The sequence below is a fragment of the Ferrovibrio sp. genome (assembly GCF_964218355.1).
Lineage (GTDB): Bacteria > Pseudomonadota > Alphaproteobacteria > Ferrovibrionales > Ferrovibrionaceae > Ferrovibrio.
This window is the reverse complement of sequence record NZ_CAXPMC010000019.1, coordinates 229,140-250,019: the sequence shown is the minus strand read 5'-3', so window position 1 is coordinate 250,019 and position 20,880 is coordinate 229,140. Positions and strand designations below refer to the sequence as shown.

Genomic DNA, 20,880 nt, shown 5'->3' with positions numbered 1-20,880 from the left:
GAGAAACCGGCTGCGTTCAGCCTTCGCCGCCCTGGGCCTTCACGGCGGCGACCCGGGTGCGCAGGCGTTCGGCAACCCGCGGCGAGACGAAGGGATTGATGTCACCGCCCAGCAGGGCGATTTCCTTCACCAGGCGCGAGGCGATGAACTGATGGTTGTCCGAGGCCATGAGGAAGACCGTCTCGATTTCCGAATTCAGCCGGGCATTCATGCCGACCATCTGAAATTCGTACTCGAAATCCGATACCGCGCGCAGGCCGCGGATGATCATCACGGCGCCGATATCCATGGCAAAATGCATCAGCAGGTTGGAGAACGGCTTGACCTCGAACTCGGTCGCGCCGGGCATCAGCGGTCCGATCTCTTCGCGGACCATCTCGACGCGCTCCTCCATCGAAAAGAGCGGCCCCTTGCCCGCATTCACCGCAACGCCGACCACCAGCTTGTCGACCAGCTTGCCGGCCCGCTTGATGATGTCATAGTGGCCCTTGGTAACGGGATCGAAAGTGCCCGGGTACAACCCGATCCGCTGCCTGGTCATCACTCCTCCCCAGAGTCGTCGCCTTCCATCGCCGGACCTTCGTCCTGGCCGTCTTCCTGACCGGCGCCACTTTCCGGCAAATGGGCGACCGACGCAACCTTCTCGCCGTCTCCCAGCTTGAAGATGATCACACCCTGGGTATTGCGGCCGGCGATGCGGATGTCGTCGACCGGGCAGCGGATCACCTGCCCGCCATCGGTAACCAGCATGATCTGGTCGTCATGCTCGACCGGGAAGGCCGCCGCGACATTGCCGTTGCGGGCGGTGGTCTCGATGTTGATGATGCCCGAGCCGCCACGGCTGGTGACACGGTATTCATAGGCCGAGCTGCGCTTGCCGAAGCCCTTTTCCGTAACGGTAAGGATGAACTGCTCGGCCGCCTGCAGGGCGGTGAAGCGGTCGGACGAGATGTCGGTCGGCACCTCGACGCCGGTTTCGCCGGCACGGATGCGTTCCTGAGCATTCTCGTAGCGGAAATAGGCTTCGCGCTCCTCCGGACCGACCTCGATATGCCGCAGCACCGACATCGAGATGACCCGGTCGCCTTCTGCCAGTTTCATGCCACGCACACCGGTCGACGACCGGCTCTGGAAGGTGCGCACATCGGCAACGGGGAAGCGGACGCATTTGCCGGCATAGGAAGCCAGCAGGATATCGTCCTGCTCGGTGCAGGAAAACACGCCGATCAGGCTGTCATCGGCATCCTCGCCCTCGAACTTCATGGCGATCTTGCCGTTGGCGTTGATGCTGACGAAATCGCTCATCGCGTTGCGACGGACATAGCCCTTGGCGGTGGCGAACATGACGTGGAACTCGCCCCAGCTGCCCTCGTCCTCCGGCAGGGCCAGCACGGTGGCGATCTTCTCGCCCTCGGCCAGCGGCAACAGGTTGACCAGCGCCTTGCCGCGCGACTGCGGCGTGCCCTCGGGCAGGCGGTGGGTCTTCATCCGGTAAACCCGGCCGATATTCGAGAAGAACAGCACCGGCTGGTGGGTATTGGCAACAAAGACCCGGGTGACGAAATCCTCATCCTTGGTGCTCATGCCGGTGCGGCCCTTGCCGCCGCGCTTCTGCAGACGGTAGGTCGACAGCGGCGTGCGCTTGATATAGCCGGCATGGCTGACCGTCACCACCATGTCCTCGCGCTGGATCAGGTCCTCGTCGTCCTGCTCGAATTCCAGCTCGGCGATCTGGGTGCGGCGGGGCGTGGCGAAACGCTCGCGCGCCGACACCAGTTCCTCGCGCAGCAGCGCCATCAGTTTTTCGCGACTGGCCAGGATCGACAGATACTCGTTGATCTCCAGCGCCAGCTTTTTCATCTCGTCGCCGATCTCGTCGCGCCCGAGCGCAGTCAGGCGCTGCAGGCGCAGATCGAGGATGGCGCGGGCCTGGGTTTCCGACAGCCGGTAATGGCCGTCGATCACCTTGTGGCTGAGATCATCGATCAGCGTGATCATGTCGGCCACATCGGCGGCCGGCCAGTTCCGGGCCATCAGCTGCTCGCGGGCGGTCTGCGGGTCCGGCGCGGCGCGGATCAGGCGGATCACCTCGTCGATATTGGCAACCGCGATGGCCAGGCCGACCAGCACATGGGCACGGTCGCGCGCCTTGCCGAGCAGGAAGCGGGTCCGGCGGGCGATCACCTCCTCGCGAAAACCGACGAAAGCGCCGACCAGCTGCTTGATGTTCAGCAGCTCCGGCTTGCCGGCATTCAGCGCCAGCATGTTGACGCCGAACGAGGTCTGCAGCGGCGTGAAACGGTACAGCTGGTTGAGGACGATCTCGGCCATGGCGTCGCGCTTGATCTCGATCACCACGCGCACGCCGTCGCGGTCGGATTCGTCGCGCAGGTCGGAAATGCCCTCGATCTTCTTCGAGCGCACGCAATCGGCGATCTTCTCGATCATCGAGGCCTTGTTCACCTGGTACGGGATTTCCGTGACGATGATGGCTTCGCGGTCCTTGCGGACCTCCTCGATATGCACCTTGCCGCGCATGATCACCGAGCCGCGGCCGGTCCACATCGCCGCTTTGGCGCCGGCACGGCCGAGAATGATGCCGCCGGTCGGGAAATCCGGCGCCGGCAGCATTTCCAGCAGTTCTTCCAGCGTCACCTCGGGATTGTCGACATAGGCGCAGCAGGCGTCGATCACCTCGCCCAGGTTATGCGGCGGGATGTTGGTCGCCATGCCCACGGCAATGCCGTTGGCGCCATTGACCAGCAGGTTGGGGAACCGGGCCGGCAGGACGCTGGGCTCCTGGGTGCTGTCGTCATAGTTCGGCTGGAAATCGACGGTGTCCTTGTCGATGTCGTCCAGCATCGCCTCGGCCGGCTTGTCCATGCGGATTTCGGTGTAGCGCATCGCTGCCGGCGGATCGCCGTCCATCGAACCGAAATTGCCCTGCCCGTCCAGCAGCGGCAGCCGCATCGAGAAAGGCTGCGCCATACGCACCATGGCGTCGTAGATCGCCTGATCGCCATGGGGATGGTATTTACCCATCACGTCGCCGACCACGCGGGCCGATTTGCGGTAGGGCTTGTCGGACGCATACCCATTCTCGTGCATCGAGAACAGGATGCGCCGGTGGACCGGCTTGAGCCCGTCGCGCGCATCGGGCAGCGCGCGCGACACGATCACGCTCATGGCATAGCCGAGATAGGAGCGCTGCATCTCCTGCTCGATGGAGATGGGCTGGATATCGTGCGAAGTCTTGGGCTGATCGGTCACGAAAAGGCGTCCGGGAAATACGGTTTCAGGGCTAGAATCGGATGCCCGTTCCGGCCCGGAAAAGGCCCTGGAATCAGGCCCCGGAAACTAGCATGTCGGGGGGAGCCGGAGCAACGCTGCCGCCCCCCTTTCACCCCCCAAAATCAGGGGTCAAAAATTCCGGTTTTCAGCCACTTCCACTGCTCTTCGCCGCAGGCCGCAACCAGCGGGCTGCCGCCTGGCGGATCGGCTGCCCGATACAGCTGTCCGTTCAGCCGTCTGGCCACCCCGCCGGCCTCCGAAACCAGCAGGCAGCCGGCCGCATGATCCCACGGAATGCCGCGCCCGTAGATCGCCCAGTGGATCTGTCCCAGCGCCATTGCCGGATATTCCTGGCCCGAGCAGCGCAGGTTCAGCGCCCCGGCCATACGATCCAGCCGCCGGGCAATCCTCTGCCCGAGGTCACGATCGGCAATCGTGACATTGGCCACCCCGGACAGATGGGCCAGAGACGGCGGTGCAGGCATGTGCAGGCGATGCAGGCTGCCATCGGGTTCGCGCAACCAGGCCCCGGCGCCCCGCTCGGCCATGAACAGCCGGCCGGTCGGCGGATCGAGAATCCAGCTCGCCACGGCATCTCCGTCCCGCACCAGCGCCACCATGGAGGCGAAAAAGCGTGCCCCCGCGGCGAAATGGGCCGTGCCGTCAATCGGATCGATCAGCCAGCACAGGCCGGGCTGGCGCAGCAGCGCCATCAGCCCCGGATCGCGGCCCACCGCTTCCTCGCCGACCGTGCGCGTGCCGGGCAGCAGCGCTTCGAGCCGGGAGGCGAGGAAGGCCTCGGCCTCTTCGTCGGCCACCGTCACGAGATCGGTATGGCCGGTCTTTTCGGCAATGTCCTCGCAGCGCAGCCGGCGGAAGCGCGGCATGATGATCTCGCGGCCGGCCTGCAGCAGCAGATCGGCCACGGCCTGCATGTCCACACCGGATGTCACGGGAACCGTGTCAGGGATCGAACAGGCCGGCTTTCAGCCAGCCCCATTGTTCCTCGCCGCAGGCAACCACCAGCGGGCTGCCGAAAGGCTTGTCGGCGGCGCGGTACGGACTGCCGTCCAGCCGCCGGGCGACGCCGCCGGCTTCCGTGATCAGCAGCGTGCCGGCCGCATGATCCCAGGGCAGCGCCCGGTTATACAGCGCGTAATGGATATGGCCCTCGGCCTGGGCGAGATATTCCTGGCCGGCACAGCGGAACATCACCACGCCGGCCGTGCGGTCGAGGCGATAGGCGATCTGCGCCGCAAAGTCGCGGTCGCCGTAACGCATGTTCGGCGCGCCGGACAGATGGGCCAGCGTGGGCGGCTTCGGTGTTGCCAGCCGGCGGGTTTCGCCACCGGCCTCGCGCAGCCAGGCCCCGTCGTCCTTCCGGGCCATCGCGGTCAGGCCGCGCACCGGATCGTGGATCCAGCTGGCGATGGCATCGCCATCCTGCACCAGCGCCACCATCACGGCGAATAACGCATTGCCGACGGCGAAATTGGCGGTGCCGTCGACCGGGTCGATGACCCAGACCATGCCCGGCCGGCGCAGGGCATCCATGAGGCTTTCATCGGCACTGACCGCCTCTTCGCCGACCACGGCGGAACCGGGGATCAGGGCCTGCAGGCCCGGGGCCAGAAAGGCTTCGGCCTCGCGGTCGGCCACGGTCACCACATCGTGCGGGCCGGCCTTCTCGTCGATCTCGTGACGGCCAAGCTGGCGGAAACGCGGCAGGATGATGCCGGCAGCCGCCTCCTCGATCAGCAGCCGCACCGCATCCATGTCAACGGCCGGACGCAGGAGCGATGCCGTCGCCGTCATGCCGGGCTGCCGTGCTGGCGCTTCTGCCACTTCCCGGCCTCGGCCTGGGTCATGGCGACCGACAGTTTCAGCCGCCCGTTATCTTCCCGCATGTCCAGAACCTCGCCGTGCCTGTGCAGCCAGGCAATGGCCGCCCCGTCCGCCGCATCGACGGTCAGATCCAGCTCGACCCGGTCATCGGCCAGCATGGCATCGATCCGTTGCAGCAGCGTGTCACAGCCCTGCCCGTCCAGCGCCGACAATGCGATGGCATTCTCCTGCCGGGCCGCCTGGTTCTGCAGGTTGGCACGGGCCTCGGGCTCCAGCCGGTCAGCCTTGTTCCAGGCCTCCAGCATGCGATGCCGGCTGTCCTCGCCGATACCGAGCGACTGCAGCACATCCCGCACATCGGCGGCCTGGGCCGCGCAGTCCGGATGCGACATGTCGCGCACATGCAGGATCACATCGGCAGCGATCACCTCTTCCAGCGTGGCGCGGAAGGCCGCCACCAGATGGGTGGGCAGATCGGAAATGAAGCCCACCGTGTCGCTGAGGATCACGTTGCGGCCCGACGGCAGGCGCACGGTGCGCATGGTCGGGTCCAGCGTCGCAAACAGCAGATCCTTGGCAAAAACCTCGGCCGCGGTCAGCCGGTTGAACAGCGTCGACTTGCCGGCATTGGTATAGCCGACCAGAGCCACCACCGGATACGGCACCTTCTGGCGCGCCCGGCGGTGCAGCGAACGGGTATTCACCACATGCTCGAGATCCGCCTTGATGCGGGCGATGCGTTCGCCGATCAGGCGGCGGTCGATTTCCAGCTGGCTTTCGCCCGGGCCGCCGAGGAAGCCGAAGCCGCCGCGCTGGCGTTCCAGGTGGGTCCAGGACCGCACCAGGCGGGACCGCTGGTAGTTGAGATGCGCCAGTTCGACCTGCAGCCGGCCCTCGCGGGTGCGGGCGCGGGCACCGAAGATTTCAAGAATAAGCCCGGTGCGGTCGATCACCTTGGCCTTCAGCGCGCGTTCCAGGTTGCGCTGCTGGACCGGGGTGACGGCGGCATCGACGATCACCACATCGACCGGGTTTTCGGCAATCCAGGCCGCCAGTTCCTCGACCTTGCCGGGCCCGATCAGGGTTGCCGGCCGCCAGGCCGAAACCCAGACCAGTTCGCTGCGCACGACCTGCAGGTCGATGGCGGCAGCCAGTCCGGCAGCCTCTTCCAGCCGCGCTTCCGGCTGGCGGCGGTCGCTGCCGGCCGGCGCCTTCTGGGCCGAGCGCAATGCCGGATGCAGAACAAGGGCCCGCATCGCGAGCCCTTGTCCGCCAGTGTCATGATCAGAAGTCAGCAAACGTTGTACAGCTCCCGGATGGTCGGCGGGCAGACGGCCCGCGGCTCAGCCTTCACCCTGGCTGGCGCCCTGGCCCTGCGCGGCCGGGTCGAACAGCTGGATCGGGCCGGACGGCATGACCGTGGAAATGGCATGCTTGTAGACCAGCTGCATGTGGCCGTCCCGGCGCAGCAGCACCGAGAAATTGTCGAACCAGCTGATGATGCCCTGCAGCTTGACGCCGTTCACCAGGAAAACGGTGACGGGGGTCTTGGTCTTGCGGATGTGGTTGAGGAAAACGTCCTGGACGTTCTGAGGCTTGTCGGCGGCCATAGTTGATAGACCTTTCTTTTCTTATGTCATTGTTATTGTTTTTGATTTCTGCCCGGACCGTCTTGGTTGCGGCGCCTTTGGCATTCCGGCGGGACGACCGTCCCTCCGGAATGCCCAGAGTAATACACTAAGCGGCCAAAGTGGCAAAACAATGGCGCGGGAAAAAAGCGCGGGTTGCGGCAAAACGCCCGGCGCGGTCAGGGGGCGAGGAATTGCGCCTGCCAGTCGGGCCGGCCCGCGCCATGACTGGCCGAATGCGCCTCGTAAATGGCCCGCAGCCGGCCCGCCACCAGGCCCGGCCCGCCATTGCCCACCGGCTTTCCGTCGATGCTTGTGACCGGCATCACATAGGACGAGGTGGAGGTCACGAAGGCCTCCCGGGCGGCCAGGGCCTCGGTCAGGGTGAAGGGCCGCTCCTCCAGCCGCAGCCCCTCCTGCCGGGCCAGCTCGAACACTGCGCTGCGGGTGATGCCGCCCAGGATGGCATGACCCAGCGGGCGGGTGACCAGGGCCCCGTCGGCGGTGACGATCCAGGCATTGGACGAACTGCCCTCGGTGACGAAGCCGTCGCGGTCGACCAGCCAGGCCTCGTAGGCGCCGGCTTCCTTCGCCGCCTGCTTGGCCAGGGCCGCGGCCAGCAGCCCCACCGTCTTGATGTCGCAGCGGCCCCAGCGGATATCCGGCTGCGAGATGGCCGCCACGCCCCGGCGGGCACTGGCATCGGCCTTCGTCATGTCGACATTGCGGGCGATCGCCACCACGGTCGGCGACACGCCGGCCGGGAAGGCGAATTCCCGCCGCGCCGCGCCGCGGCTGACCTGCAGATAGATATGGCCGGTCTGCACGCGGTTGCGCCGCACGGTCTCGGCCAGCACCATGGCCAGGGCTGTGCGGCTCATCGGCCGCAGGATACGCAGTTCGTCCAGACTGCGTTCCAGGCGGACCAGATGCCCCTCGGCATCGACCAGCCGGCCGCCGACCACCGCCACCACCTCGTATACCGCGTCGGCGAACTGGAAGCCGCGGTCCTCCACATGCACGGCGGCCTGGGCATAGGGCAGATAGCGGCCATTGACATAGGCGATGCGCGACATCGCAACCTTCCTTCGGATCGGGACTCAGAAGAATTCGAGGCGGACCGCGAAGAGCTTCTCGACCTTCTTCACGGCATCCTTGCGCACGAACAGGATGATGCGGTCGCCCGCCTCGATCTCGCTGTCGCTGCGGGCGATGATCACCTCGTCGTCGCGGATGATCGCGCCGATCATCATGCCCGCCGGCAGATCCAGCTCGCGCAGCGGCTGCCCGACCAGGGCGCTGGTCTCGACCGCTTCGGCTTCCATGACTTCGGCGGCACCGTCGCGCAGCGAATAGACGCCGCGGATGCGGCCGCGCCGCACATGCTGCAGGATCGACGACACCGTGGTCGAACGCGGGTTGACCACCACATCGATGCCAAGCGATCCGATCAGGTTCTCGTAGGCCGGGTTGTTGACCAGGGTGATCGCACGCTGGCTGCCCGCCCGCTTGGCCAGCAGCGAGGTCAGGATATTCACCTCGTCGTCATTGGTCAGTGCGATGATCGCCTCGGCCGAGCCCACCTTGGCCTCGTTGAGGATGTCGATATCCAGCGCATCACCATTCAGGACCACGGTGTTGTGCAGCTGGCCGGCGATGAACTCGGCGCGCGCCTTGTTGGCTTCGATCATCTTCAGCATCACCGAAGGCTGCGACTCCTCGATCTCGCGGGCGAGGAACAGGCCGATATTGCCGCCGCCGGACATCACGATCCGGCGGGCCTCGCGCTCCTCGTGGCCGAACAGCCGCATCGCGCGCTGCACATGATCCGGCCGGGCGCAGAAATAGACCTCGTCGGCGATCTCCATATGGTCATCTGCATCGGGCACGATCATCGAACCGTTGCGGTTGATGCCGCAGATGTTGATGCCAAGGTCGGGAAACAGCTCGGTCAGCTGCCGCAGCGGCGTGTTCAGCACCGGGCATTCCTCGCCGAGCCGTACGCCGATCAGGCGCAGCTTGTCGCCGGCGAAGGGAATCATGTCGAAAGCGCCTGGCGTCAGGATGCGCCGGTGAATGGCGCGTGCGACTTCGATCTCCGGCGAGATGATATAGTCGATCGAGATATGCTTCTCGTTGAACAGGTCCGACCATTCCGGCTGCAGGTAGCTCTGGGCGCGGACGCGGGCGATCTTGGTCGGCACGTTGAACAGGGCATGCGCCACCTCGCAGGCCACCATGTTCACCTCGTCGGCGAAGGTGACCGCGATCAGCATGTCGGAATCCGCCGCGCCGGCCTGTTCCAGCACGTCTGGGTGGGAGGCATGGCCGACGATGCCACGCAGGTCGTAGCTTTCGGCCACCTTGTGGGTACGCTCGGCCGACTGGTCGATCACCGTCACCTCGTTGCCTTCCGCGGCAAGCTGGCGGGCAATGGTGGTGCCGACCAGGCCGGCGCCGCAGACGATCACCTTCATGGCGCTGCCTCCACCTATCCGTTACGGTCGAGATTGGTCACGCCCAGCGCCTTCAGCTTGCGATGCAGCGCCGACCGCTCCATGCCTATGAAGCTGGCCGTGCGCGAGACATTGCCGCCAAAGCGGGTGATCTGCGCCAGCAGGTATTCGCGCTCGAACATCTCGCGCGCATCGCGCAGCGGCAGTGCCATCACTTCGGTGGTGGTTTCCGGCCGCAAAGCCACCGGCGGCGTCGCCCCGAGATCGGCGGGCAACATGTCGGCATGGATGGCGCCCTTCTGCTCGCCCGGCATCAGGATCAGCAGGCGGGCCAGCGCATTGCGCAGCTCGCGCACATTGCCCGGCCATTCCGCCGACTGCATGGCCAGCAGGGCATCCTCGGCCAGCTCGCGCTGCGCCACGCCCTGACGCTGCGCCTCGACCTGCACGAAATGCTTCACCAGAAGCGGTATGTCCTCGCGCCGGTCGCGCAATGCCGGCACCTTCAGCGGAACCACATTCAGGCGGTGGAACAGATCCTGGCGGAACATGCCCTGCCCCACCCGTGCGGTCAGGTCATGGGCCGTGCCCGAAACGATCCGTACATCGACCTGCACGCGGGTGCGCCCGCCAACACGCTCGAAGCTCTGCTCGGTCAGCACCCGCAGCAGCTTGGCCTGTGTCTCGGGCTGCATCTCGGCAACTTCGTCAAGAAACAGCGTGCCGCCATGGGCGGCTTCCAGCACGCCGATCCGATGATGGCGCTGGCCGTTCAGCGCCTCCTCGGCGCCGAACAGCTCCTCGTCCATGCGTTCGGGTGTCAGCGCCGCCACATTCAGCACCACGAAGGGGCCGCCGGCCCGGCGCGAGCGCTGGTGGATCAGCCGGGCAGCCAGTTCCTTGCCGGCACCGGGCGGGCCCGACACCAGCACGCGGCTGTTGGTCGGCGCCACCCGTTCGATCGCCTGGCGCAGGGCAATGATGGCCGGCGACTGTCCGATCAGTTCGAGGATGGCGCCGGAGCGCTGCCGCAGTTCCTCGTTCTCGCGCTTCAGTCGTGCCTGCTCCAGCGCGCGTTCGACGACCAGCAGCAGCCGGTCGCTCTTGAACGGCTTCTCGATATAGTCGTAGGCGCCGCGCTTGATGGCGGCAACGGCCGTCTCGATATTGCCATGACCGGAAATCATGATCACCGGAACGGTGTTGTGCTGGCTGATGATGCGGTCGAGGATTTCGAGGCCGTCCAGCCTGCTGCCCTGCAGCCAGATATCGAGGATCACCGCATTCGGCCGCCGGGCATCGATCTCGCGCAATGCCCCGTCCGAATCCCCGGCCATGCGGGTTTCGTATCCTTCGTCCTGCAGGATGCCGGCAATCAGATTGCGGATATCCGCCTCGTCGTCGACGATCAGAATGTCACGCGCCATGACCGCCCGAACCTGATTTACGCTGCACCATGTCGTCCCGGATAGCCTGCCCGGCACCGTCGCGGGCCGGCGCCTCATGACTGGCGCGGGCCGGCATGCGCGGCAACCGAATCCGCGCAAAGCTACCATTTTTCAGATCGGGATCAAATCCCGCCGCATCGGCCAGAACAATGCTGCCGCCATGGTCCTCAATGATCTTGCGCACGATCGCCAGCCCCAGGCCGGTCCCCTTGCTGCGGGTGGTGACATAGGGTTCGAACAGCCGGTCACGGTTTTCCTGCGGCAGCCCGCGTCCGTTATCGACAATCCGGATTTCCACCGCTTCGCCATCGGCCTTCATGTCGACCCGGATATGACCCAGGGGCAATGCGGTGCCGTCTCCCGGCCGTTCGCGGCCGTCGACGGCATCGATGGCATTCTGCAGCAGGTTGGTCAGCACCTGGGCGATCTGCCGGGCATCGCAGTTCAGCTTCACCGGCTCTGCCGTCTGCGCGTTCTCGAAACGGATATCTTGGCGCGCTACCTGCTGCAGGAAGACCGCCTGCCGCACCAGTTCGCCGATATCCTCCTCGCGGTAGACCGGCCGCGGCATGCGGGCGAACATCGAGAATTCGTCGACCATGCGTCCGATATCGCCGACCTGGCGGATGATCGTATCCGTGCATTGCGCAAAGACATCCGGATCGGTCTGCACTTCCTTGAGATACTTGCGCTTCAGCCGTTCCGCCGACAGCTGGATCGGCGTCAGCGGATTCTTGATCTCGTGGGCGATGCGCCGCGCGATATCGGCCCAGGCCGCATTGCGCTGCGCCGCCACCAGTTCGGTGACATCGTCGAAGGTGACGACATAGCCCAGCAGCTCGTTGCCAGTAACCTCGCGGGCGATGCGCACCAGCAGGGTACGGCTGGTCTGGTCGCGCCGCAGCACCACCTGGTCATGGGCCACTGCCGCCTCCGGATCGGCGGCGAGCTGGTCCAGCAGGCCGGCCATCTCCGGCGCCACCTCGGCAAAGGGCTGCCCGGCCACGCTGTCGAAATCCCGATGCAGCATGGCCAGCGCCGAGGGATTCGGCAGGGTGACCAGTCCCTGCGGATCGAGGCCGAGCACGCCGGCGCTGACGCCGCCCAGCACCGTCTCGGTGAAGCGGCGGCGTTCGTCCAGCTGGCGATTGGCGGCAATCAGTTCCGACTGCTGGGCGGCCAACTGGCCGGTCATGCGGTTGAAAGTCCGTCCCAGTGTGGCGATTTCGTCCTCATCGCCCAGCTCGGCCACCCGCGCGGTCAGGTCGCCCGCACGGATGCGCTCGGCGGCCATCACCACATCGCCGATTGGCGTCACCAGCCGGTTGGCGATCAGCAGGCCGAACCAGATCGCCGCCAGCAGCAGCAGCAGCGAGATCAGCATGAACAGGATGGCGAAGTTGATTTCCAGTGCCGACCGCGCCTGTTCCAGCCGGCTGTACTGCGCCGCCGCGTTGCGTGTGCGTTCGAGATCGGCAAGCACCCGGTTATCGATGAAGCGCCCGACATACAGATAGGCATCGAGATAGCCGTCGAGCTTGAACAGCGCCCGCACCCGGTCGTCGGTTTCGGCGGTCATGATCACCACCTGCCCGGCATTGGCATCCTTGACCGCCGCGGTCGGAATCCGGTCGAACTCCATCAGCAGGCTTAGTTCATTGCGGGCGAGGATCTCGCCGGTCGAGGTGAAGACCACGGCCTCACCCAGCCCGCGCAGGCGCGACAGCTGGCGCACGGCCTGCTGGAAGGCATAGGGATTCCGGGTCAGCTGCGGCGCCTCGCGATTGAGGTCCAGCGCCATCGCCAGCACATCGGCGCGGATCGTCTTGCGGTGTTCCTGGATATACGCCTCGGCAACCGCCACCGAGGCCTTGACCGCGGCGTTGACCCGGTCGCTGAACCATGTCTGCAGGCCGAGATTGAAGAACAGCACGGCGAACACGGTCATCAACACGGTGGGCAGGGCCGCCACTGCCGAGAACAGCACCACCAGACGGGCATGCAGCCGCGCGCCGGCGGCGCCGCGCCGCCGCTGCATCCACAGGATGACCAGCCGGCGGGCCACCAGGCTGGTCAGGCCCAGCAGCACCACAAGGTCGGTCAGCAGCAGGATCTGCACCTCGCGGGTGGTCAGGTCCTGGTTGGCGCCCGGCGTCATCGCCAGATAGGTCAGCGTGCCGCCGATCAGCGCCAGCACGGCCAGGGTGATCTCGATATGCCGGATCAGCCGGTAGCGGTGGAACCAGTCCAGCCCGCGCCGCAGCAGCCGGGCGCCCGGCGTGGGGGCGGCCGGCGGGCCGCCCGCCGGAAGGGTCTCGTCGGTCATGTCTGGTGAATCGCGATCCGGGGCATGGGCCCATCATAGCCCAGCCGGGCCCGGCAGGCATCCATCCGGGCCCGGCCATCGGGCCGGGTCCGGGCCGGACGGCCGTCGTTATTTCAGGCCACGGATGACCTGGATGTTATGGTCACGGATCTTCTTGCGCAGGGTGTTGCGGTTCAGGCCCAGCATGTGGGCGGCCTTGATCTGGTTGCCCCGGGTGGCCGCCAGGCTGAGGGAAATCAGCGGGATTTCCAGCTCCCGCAGCATGCGGTCATACAGGCCGGGCGGCGGCAGGTCGTCGCCCTGGGCGGAGAAGAATTTGGTCAGGTGCCGCTCGATGGCCCCGGTCAGGGTCTCCTCCTCGCTCGGCTCGGCGGTGCGGGGGGCCTGCGGCGGTTCGGCCAGCTCGTTCTCGATCACCTCTACGCCGATCACATCCTCGGCGTAGAGGGCACCCAGCCGGCGCACCAGGTTTTCCAGTTCGCGCACGTTGCCCGGCCAGCGGTAGCGGCGCAGCCGGTCCATCGCCTCGGCCGACACGGTCTTGGAGGGCAGCCCCTGGGCGCCCGCCTGGTTGAGGAAATGCCGAACCAGATCGGCAATATCCTCGTTGCGTTCCCGCAGCGGCGGCAGCCGCAGCGGTACGACGTTCAGGCGGTAAAACAGGTCCTCGCGGAACAGGCCCTGATTGACGGCCTGACGTAGGTCGCGGTTGGTGGCCGCCACGATGCGGACATCGGTGCGGATCGGCGTGCGGCCGCCGACCGTGGTGTATTCGCCCTGCTGCAGCACGCGCAGCAGGCGGGTCTGCGCCTCGATCGGCATGTCGCCGATTTCGTCCAGGAACAGCGTGCCGCCCTCGGCCTGCTCGAAGCGGCCGGCATAACGGTTGGCGGCACCGGTGAAGGCGCCCTTCTCGTGCCCGAACAGCTCGCTTTCGATCAGTTCGCGCGGGATCGCCGCCATGTTGATGGCCACGAAAGGCCCGTTGCGGCGCTTGCCGTAATCATGCAGGGCGCGCGCAACCAGCTCCTTGCCGGTGCCGGATTCGCCGTAGATCAGCACCGTCAGGTCGGTACCCATCAGGCGCGCCATCACGCGGTAGATTTCCTGCATCGCCGGCGAGCGGCCGATCAGCGGCAGCTTCTCCTCGTCGGCGGCGGCCTGTGCCTCGTCGGAGGGCATGCTCTTCGGCTGGCTCATCGCCCGTTCGACGACGCGCAGCAGTTCCTTCAGATCGAAAGGCTTCGGCAGGTAGTCATAGGCGCCGCGCTCGGCCGCCTTCACCGCAGTCAGCAGGGTCTTCTGCGCGCTCATCACGATGATCGGCAGGTCCGGGCGGATGCGCTTGATTCGGGGCAGCAGGTCGAGGCCATTCTCGTCGGGCATCACCACGTCGGTGATGATCAGGTCGCCCTCGCCTTCCGACGACCACCGCCACAGGGTGGCGGCGTTGCCGGTGGAACGCACCTGGTAGCCGACCCGGCCGAGCGCCTGATCCAGCACCGTGCGGATCGAGCGGTCGTCGTCGGCAACGAGAATGGTACCCTTGTTACTCATACAGACTCTCCGGAATCTTCCGCCGTGGGGTTGTGGACCGGCAGACGGGCGCTGAACACTGTCCGGCGGGGGCGGCTGTCGCATTCGATGACACCACCATGGTCGCCGATAATCTTGGCAACCAATGCAAGACCGAGGCCAGAACCGCTGGCCTTGGTTGTCACAAACGGGTCAAAGAGATAGCTGCGGATGTCCTCGGGCACCCCGGGGCCGTTATCCTGCACCGAAACCTCCAGCGGCAGATGCAGGCGGTCGCGCGACCCGCGCACCGCCAGCCGCACGCCATGGCGGTAGGCGGTGGTCAGCACGATCTCGCCGGCCGGGTCGTCGCCGACCGCCTCGGCGGCATTTTTCACCAGATTGAGAAAAACCTGCACCAGCTGGTCGCGGTTGCCGAAGACCGGCGGCAGCGACGGGTCGTATTTCTCGATGAATCGCAGATGCTTGGCAAAACCGGCCTGGGCCACCTTGCGGACATGCTCCAGCACCCGATGGATATTGACCGGGCCGCGGTTGATCGGCCGCTTGTCGGAGAAAATCTCCATCCGGTCGACCAGGCCGCAGATACGGTCGGTCTCGTCGCAGATCAGGCGGGTCAGCTCGCGGTCCGACTGGCTGGCATTCAGCTCCAGCAGCTGGGCGGCGCCGCGGATGCCGCTGAGCGGGTTCTTCACCTCATGGGCGAGGATCGCCGCCATGCCGACCACGGAGCGGGCGGCGCCGCGGTAGGTCAGCGCGCGGTCGATTTTGGCCGCCACGGTACGCTCGTCGAAACGCACCACGGCACGATTGGGCTGCTCGGGCACCGGCGAAACCTGCACGTCGACCAGCCTTTCGCCAAGCCGCGGCGAGCCGAGATCAACATCGTATTCCGACACGGTGTAACGCTCGCGGAAGACCTGGGCGATCAGCTGCAGGACCGGGCTGCCGAACGGCACCAGGTCGCGCAGGTTCTGCCGGTACAGGAATGCCGCGCCGGAATCGAAGAACTGTTCGGCGGCCGGATTGGCATAAAAGATTTCGCCCTCGTCGCCGACCACCAGGATCGGCGTCGGCAGAGCGCCGAGCACCTGCGACGTGTCGAAATCCGGCAGGTCGGCTGCACCGGCCGGGGGAGCCTTGGCTCTGCGCTCGGCATTCCGCATCAGGCCGCCATCCTCTCAAGCTGGGGGGCGTAGAAATCGCGAATGGTCTGACGGACCTCGTCGGGGCTGTCGATCTGCATGATGCGGGTGCGGAACTCGGCCGAACCCGGCAGCCCCCTGGAATACCAGGCGACATGCTTGCGGCCGATCTTCAGGCCGGTCTGCACACCGTAATGCGACAGCATGGCGTCGTAATGCTCCAGCACCGTCGCCTGCTGCTCGGCCAGCGACGGATCGGGCAGGCGCACGCCCGTCCTGAGGAATTCGATCACCTGCCGCAGGAACCACGGCCGTCCATAGGCGCCGCGGCCGATCATCACGCCGTCGGCGCCCGACTGCTCCAGTGCATCCTTCGCCTCGTCCAGCGTCGTGATGTCGCCATTGACGATCACCGGCAGCGAGACGGCTTCCTTCACCTTGCGCACGAAGCCCCAGTCGGCACGGCCGTTATACATCTGGTTGCGGGTGCGGCCATGCACGGTGAGCATGCGGATGCCCTCCCCTTCGGCGATGCGGGCCAGTTCCGGCGCATTGCGGTTGGCCTCGTCCCAGCCGGTGCGCATCTTCAGTGTCACCGGCAGCTTCACGGCCTTCACGGTTGCCGTCAGCAGACCCTTGGCATGCTGCAGATCGCGCATCAGCGCCGAACCGGCATGGCCGTTGACCACCTTCTTCACCGGACAGCCCATGTTGATGTCGATGATGGCGGCGCCCTTGTCTTCATTCAGCCGCGCGGCCTCGGCCATCACATGACCCTCGCAGCCGGCGAGCTGTACCGACATCGGAAATTCTTCCGGCGCCACTTCTGCCATCTTGAGAGACTGACGCGAAGCGCGCACCATGGCCTCCGATGCGATCATCTCGGACACGACAAGGCCGGCACCGCTTCGCTTGACGAGCCGGCGAAATGGCAGATCGGTGACACCTGACATGGGGGCCAGGATCACCGGGTCTGTTATCGAGACGGAACCAATCGTTATGCTCATTTTTTGCACAACACCCGGGGTGCACAGTTGTTGTTCACTGTAGAAGTTTTCCTACCGCACTGCAATATCATTCGTCTGCCTGCGGCCTTTGCCGGCCGGAATGGCCTCGGCTAGGCTGGCTGCCATGACCATTGCCGCCCTGATCGTCGCCGCCGGCCGCGGAACCCGTGCCGGCGGCGGAAAACCAAAACAATACCAGATGCTTGGCGGGCAACCCCTGTTGCGCCACAGCCTCCGGGCCTGTCTGGGCCACGGGGCAATAGCACGGGTGGCGGTCGTGATCCATCCCGATGATTCTGACTGGTACCATGCCGCGGCGACCGGCCTCGACCGGGATGACCGCCTGCTGCCTCCCTGCCATGGCGGCGCCGCCCGCCAGGACAGCGTCCGCCTTGGTCTGGAAGCACTTAGCAGCCACGCCCCCAGCGCAGTGCTCATTCACGATGCAGCCCGCCCATTTTTGCGCCACGACCGCATCGATGCCCTGCTCGATGGCCTGCGCGAGGCGCCCGGCGCCATTCTTGCCGTTCCGGTCACCGACACGCTGAAGCGCGAGGACCGCGGCTGCGCCCGCAGCGGCGTCGAGCGGCAGGGCCTGTGGCGTGCCCAGACCCCGCAGGCTTTCCGCTTTGCCGATATCCTGTCCGCCCACCGCAAGGCGGCCGGCCTCGCGCTGACCGACGACGCCGCCGTGGCCGAACAAGCCGGGCTGGCCGTGAAACTGGTGGCCGGCAGCGAGGAGAATTTCAAGGTGACCGAGCCCGACGATTTCCGCCGTGCCGAGGCCCAGCTGCTGCTGCGGCTGGGCGACATCCGCACCGGCCAGGGCTTCGACGTGCATGCCTTCGGCGACGAGCCGGACCGCAGGCTGATGCTGGGCGGTATCGAAATTGCGCATGACCGCAGCCTGGCCGGCCATTCCGATGCCGATGTCGCCCTGCATGCCCTGACCGATGCCATCCTCGGCGCCATCGGCGATGGCGATATCGGCGCGCATTTTCCGCCTTCCGATCCGCAATGGAAGGGCAGGGATTCGGCCGCCTTCCTCGCCCATGCCGCAGCCCTCGTGCAGGAACGCGGCGGCCTGATCGCCCATTGCGACGTAACCATCATCTGCGAGGCGCCGAAGATCGGGCCGCACCGCGAGGCCATGCGCAGCCGCATCGCCGACATCCTCGGCATTGATGTCGCGCGCGTCTCCGTCAAGGCGACCACCACGGAGAAGCTCGGCTTCACCGGCCGCCGCGAGGGCATCGCCGCCCAGGCGGTCGCCACCATCCGTTTGCCCGGCTGAGCGATGCACCCCCATCTCGCTTTTGCGCTCTGCACCTGGTTCGGCCTCGGCAAGCTGAAACCGGCACCCGGCAGCTGGGGCTCCCTCGGCGCCCTGCCCTTCGCCTGGGGCCTGCAGATACTGGGCGGCCCCTGGCTGCTGCTGTTGGCGGCGGTGGTGATATCGCTGCTGGCCTTCTGGGCGATCGACGCCTTCCTGCGCAAATGGCCCGGCGAGGATCCCGGTGAAGTCGTCATCGACGAAGTCGCCGGCCAGTGGCTGACCCTGGCCTTCGTGCCACCCGACTGGCAGCTCTACCTGATCGGCTTCGTCGTCTTCCGCCTGCTCGATGTCACCAAGCCCTGGCCGGCCTCCTGGGCCGACCGCGAACTGCCCGGTGCCGGCGGGGTGCTGGTCGACGATCTGTTCGCCGGTCTCTATGGCCTGCTGACCATGCTGCTGCTTCTGCAATTCTGGGGATGACCCGATGGACGACACCCTGCTGCGCCTTGCCGAAGACCTGCTCGCCCGCTGCCGCGCGGCGAAGCTGAAACTCGCCACGGCGGAATCCTGCACCGGCGGCCTGATCGCCGCGACCCTGACCGAAATCGCCGGTTCGTCCGACGTGGTCGAGCGCGGTTATGTCACCTATTCCAATGCGGCCAAGTCGTCCGATCTCGGCGTGCCGGCCGAGGTGATCGCCGGCCACGGCGCCGTTTCCGAGCCGGTGGCGCGTGCCATGGCCGAAGGCGCCCTGCGCCGCAGCCAGGCCGATATCGCCATGGCCTGCACCGGCATCGCCGGCCCTGGCGGCGGCACGCCGCAGAAGCCGGTCGGCCGCGTGCATATCGCCGTGGCCGGACGCGGCATGGCAACCATGCACCAGCAGATGGATTACGGCGATATCGGCCGCGCCGCGGTGCGCGCCGCCACCGTGGAGGATGCTCTCAATCTGGCCGGCGAGATGCTGGCAGAGATGCTGGCAAGCGCCGGCTAGAGATCTGCCAGCCGTTTCACTTCGTTCGAGGCGGCAATGGTGCCGTCGCGCACGAAGCGTTCGTGGTTCTGGTCGATGTCGTCCAGCCGGTAGAGATAGTTCACCATGATGCCTGCCGACTGCTTCAGGCCGTTCTTCGAGCGGTCGCCCAGCCAGTTCAGGCGATGCACGGCGGCGCCGTTGCTGAGGTGGAAACGCGCCACCGGGTCGCGTGGCCTGCCCTTCTCGTCCACCGTCAGCAGATAGCGCGCGCAGAGCCGCATCAGCACCGGCTTCAGCGCACCCGCCAGCGCCGCATTGTCCGGCCAGACGGCTTCCTTCAGCAGGCCGGGCAGCATGCCTTTCGAGAATCGCTGGCCCAGCACCTCGCGCAGATCCTCGCGCGCATCGGCTTCCACGAGGTCCGGCGCGCCCTGTGCCACCGTCTCGTCGAGCCATTTGCGGAAACCGGGGATCGGAGACAGGGTGGAAAACTGCTTCAGATGCGGCAGCTCGCGGCTGAGATCGTCCACCACCCGCTTGATCAGGAAGTTGCCGAAGGAAATACCGCGCAGGCCGGTCTGGGTATTCGAAATCGAATAGAAGATCGCGGTATCCGCCTCAGCCGGATCGAGCACCGGCGAAGACTGGTCCAGCAGCGCCTGAACATTGCCGGCGAGGCCCTTGACCAGCGCCACCTCGACGAAGATCAGCGGCTCCAGCGGCATGCGCGGATGGAAATAGGCATAGCAGCGCCGGTCGGCATCCAGCCGGTTACGCAGATCGTCCCAGCTCTCGATGGCATGCACGGCTTCGTAGGCGATCAGCTTTTCCAGCAGGGCCGCCGGGCTGTTCCATGTGATGCGCTGCAATTCGAGGAAGCCGACATCGAACCAGGAAACCAGCAGGTCTTCCAGATCGGCATCGAGGATCGCCAGTTCCGGCGCCTGCTTCGCCAGCCGCAGCGCGTCGGCGCGCAGGTCGACGAGGAATTTCATGCCCTGCGGCAGGCCGGTGAACTGGGTCAGCAGCTTCTGCCGTGGCGGCGTCATCGCCCGGCGCAGCCGGCGCTCGGCCCTGTGGCGGGCAACGGCGTCGCCGGCCGCCTGCTGCACCTCGGCCATGGCCTTGTCCAGGGCGGCCGGATCGGGGGCGAAACCCCTGGCCAGCACGGTCAGGAAGGCCTGCCGGCCCTCGTCATTCAGGCTGAGATACAGCCGGCCGAGCGCGGCGGCGCGGGCCCGGGCCGAAACCTCGCCGCCGCGGGCCTCCAGGCATTCGGCAAACAGGCCGTGCAGGCGGTCGACATCCTTCGGCCCCAGCGCCCCTTCACGGGCAATGGGCAGGTCCTCACCGCCGCCGGCAATCCCGCGCCACGCGCCGATCAGGCCGCGCAGGCCGCGTTCGAACAGGTTTCCGGTGGCAGGCAGGGCAACCATGGCTCCCCTCCATGAGGCAGGTCAGGATCAGGCCGTCCGGATGGTAGCACCGGGCGGCAGCGACAATCCATTCTCGCCGTAAAGATGACGGGCGCGTGTCTCGAAAGCGGCAACCATGCGGCGGACCGCCTCGTTGAACAGCAGTTCGATGGTTTTCTGCAGCAGCTTCGAGCGGAACTCGAAATCCACGTAGAAATCGATCTCGCAGCCCTCGGGATGAGCGACAAAAATCCAGTGGTTGCGCAGATACTTGAACGGCCCGTCGGTATATTCGACGTCGATCCGCATGGCCTCCGGATTCAGCATCACCTTCGAGGTGAAGCGCTCGCGGAACATCTTGAAGCCGATGATCAGGTCGGCCACCAGCCGCCGCTCCTCGCGCTCGCGGATGCGGGCGCCGATGCACCAGGGCAGGAATTTCGGGTAATGCTCGACCCCCGCCACCAGCACGTAAAGCTGGTCCGGGCGATAGGGCATCACACGCTTTTCCGCGTGGGTGGGCACGCCGCC

18 protein-coding genes are annotated in these 20,880 nt (G+C 66.3%); 3 read left to right on the top strand and 15 right to left on the bottom strand.

The genetic code is table 11. The features are described 5' to 3' along the window. Positions 1–16 precede the first annotated feature (16 nt). The 13 genes from coaD to dusB form a co-directional block, all read right to left on the bottom strand. On the bottom strand, positions 17–541 hold the full coding sequence (coaD, locus tag ACEQZY_RS13770; RefSeq protein WP_341703217.1) for a pantetheine-phosphate adenylyltransferase: 525 nt from the start codon (positions 539–541) through the stop codon (positions 17–19). After that, entirely contained in the window at positions 541–3,270 is a 2,730-nt protein-coding gene (gene gyrA / locus ACEQZY_RS13765; RefSeq protein WP_341703218.1) for a DNA gyrase subunit A, read from the bottom strand. Before gyrA ends, coaD begins: the two co-directional genes overlap by 1 nt. 143 nt (positions 3,271–3,413) lie before the next feature. Further along, positions 3,414–4,244: an inositol monophosphatase family protein gene (locus tag ACEQZY_RS13760; RefSeq protein ID WP_341703219.1), complete on the bottom strand. Its 831-nt coding sequence runs from the start codon at positions 4,242–4,244 to the stop codon at positions 3,414–3,416. Positions 4,245–4,254: 10 nt separating this feature from the next. Beyond that, a complete protein-coding gene (locus tag ACEQZY_RS13755) occupies positions 4,255–5,106 on the bottom strand; it encodes an inositol monophosphatase family protein (protein ID WP_370155212.1) in 852 nt (283 codons plus the stop codon). Continuing rightward, positions 5,103–6,392, bottom strand: coding sequence for a GTPase HflX (gene hflX / locus ACEQZY_RS13750; protein WP_341703221.1), 1,290 nt, complete (start codon positions 6,390–6,392; stop codon positions 5,103–5,105). Before hflX ends, ACEQZY_RS13755 begins: the two co-directional genes overlap by 4 nt. A gap of 87 nt (positions 6,393–6,479) precedes the next feature. Further along, a complete protein-coding gene (gene hfq, locus ACEQZY_RS13745) occupies positions 6,480–6,746 on the bottom strand; it encodes an RNA chaperone Hfq (protein WP_341703222.1) in 267 nt (88 codons plus the stop codon). A gap of 197 nt (positions 6,747–6,943) precedes the next feature. Next, positions 6,944–7,840: a D-amino-acid transaminase gene (locus tag ACEQZY_RS13740; protein WP_341703223.1), complete on the bottom strand. Its 897-nt coding sequence runs from the start codon at positions 7,838–7,840 to the stop codon at positions 6,944–6,946. Positions 7,841–7,864: 24 nt separating this feature from the next. Continuing rightward, positions 7,865–9,241, bottom strand: coding sequence for a Trk system potassium transporter TrkA (trkA, locus tag ACEQZY_RS13735; RefSeq protein WP_341703224.1), 1,377 nt, complete (start codon positions 9,239–9,241; stop codon positions 7,865–7,867). Between the two features lie 14 nt (positions 9,242–9,255). Further along, a complete protein-coding gene (locus tag ACEQZY_RS13730) occupies positions 9,256–10,647 on the bottom strand; it encodes a sigma-54 dependent transcriptional regulator (protein WP_341703225.1) in 1,392 nt (463 codons plus the stop codon). Further along, positions 10,637–12,994 carry an ATP-binding protein gene (locus ACEQZY_RS13725; protein ID WP_370155208.1) on the bottom strand — a complete coding sequence of 786 codons (2,358 nt, stop codon included), beginning with the start codon at positions 12,992–12,994 and terminating at the stop codon, positions 10,637–10,639. The genes ACEQZY_RS13730 and ACEQZY_RS13725 overlap by 11 nt, the downstream gene beginning before the upstream one ends. Positions 12,995–13,102: 108 nt before the next feature. Then, positions 13,103–14,551, bottom strand: a complete 1,449-nt coding sequence (ntrC, locus tag ACEQZY_RS13720) for a nitrogen regulation protein NR(I) (protein ID WP_341703227.1) — start codon at positions 14,549–14,551, stop codon at positions 13,103–13,105. Beyond that, positions 14,548–15,696, bottom strand: a complete 1,149-nt coding sequence (locus tag ACEQZY_RS13715) for an ATP-binding protein (RefSeq protein ID WP_341703228.1) — start codon at positions 15,694–15,696, stop codon at positions 14,548–14,550. Before ACEQZY_RS13715 ends, ntrC begins: the two co-directional genes overlap by 4 nt. Further along, complete coding sequence (dusB, locus tag ACEQZY_RS13710; protein WP_341703229.1) at positions 15,696–16,682, bottom strand: tRNA dihydrouridine synthase DusB; 987 nt, start codon at positions 16,680–16,682, stop codon at positions 15,696–15,698. Before dusB ends, ACEQZY_RS13715 begins: the two co-directional genes overlap by 1 nt. A 124-nt stretch (positions 16,683–16,806) precedes the next feature. Here dusB and ACEQZY_RS13705 point away from each other — a divergent pair, with 124 nt between their 5' ends. From ACEQZY_RS13705 to ACEQZY_RS13695, 3 genes are read left to right on the top strand one after another with little or no spacing between them, the layout of a single operon-like run. Continuing rightward, on the top strand, positions 16,807–17,976 hold the full coding sequence (locus ACEQZY_RS13705; RefSeq protein ID WP_370155204.1) for a bifunctional 2-C-methyl-D-erythritol 4-phosphate cytidylyltransferase/2-C-methyl-D-erythritol 2,4-cyclodiphosphate synthase: 1,170 nt from the start codon (positions 16,807–16,809) through the stop codon (positions 17,974–17,976). Between the two features lie 3 nt (positions 17,977–17,979). Beyond that, complete coding sequence (locus tag ACEQZY_RS13700) at positions 17,980–18,438, top strand: phosphatidylglycerophosphatase A (protein WP_370155202.1); 459 nt, start codon at positions 17,980–17,982, stop codon at positions 18,436–18,438. Between the two features lie 4 nt (positions 18,439–18,442). Further along, positions 18,443–18,952, top strand: a complete 510-nt coding sequence (locus tag ACEQZY_RS13695) for a CinA family protein (RefSeq protein WP_341703232.1) — start codon at positions 18,443–18,445, stop codon at positions 18,950–18,952. On the opposite strand, the gene ACEQZY_RS13690 is transcribed toward ACEQZY_RS13695, so the two are convergent. Continuing rightward, positions 18,949–20,370 carry a malonyl-CoA decarboxylase gene (locus ACEQZY_RS13690; protein ID WP_341703233.1) on the bottom strand — a complete coding sequence of 474 codons (1,422 nt, stop codon included), beginning with the start codon at positions 20,368–20,370 and terminating at the stop codon, positions 18,949–18,951. The genes ACEQZY_RS13695 and ACEQZY_RS13690 overlap by 4 nt on opposite strands. A 27-nt stretch (positions 20,371–20,397) precedes the next feature. Continuing rightward, positions 20,398–20,874, bottom strand: a complete 477-nt coding sequence (locus tag ACEQZY_RS13685; protein WP_341703234.1) for a type II toxin-antitoxin system RatA family toxin — start codon at positions 20,872–20,874, stop codon at positions 20,398–20,400. Positions 20,875–20,880: the final 6 nt, after the last annotated feature.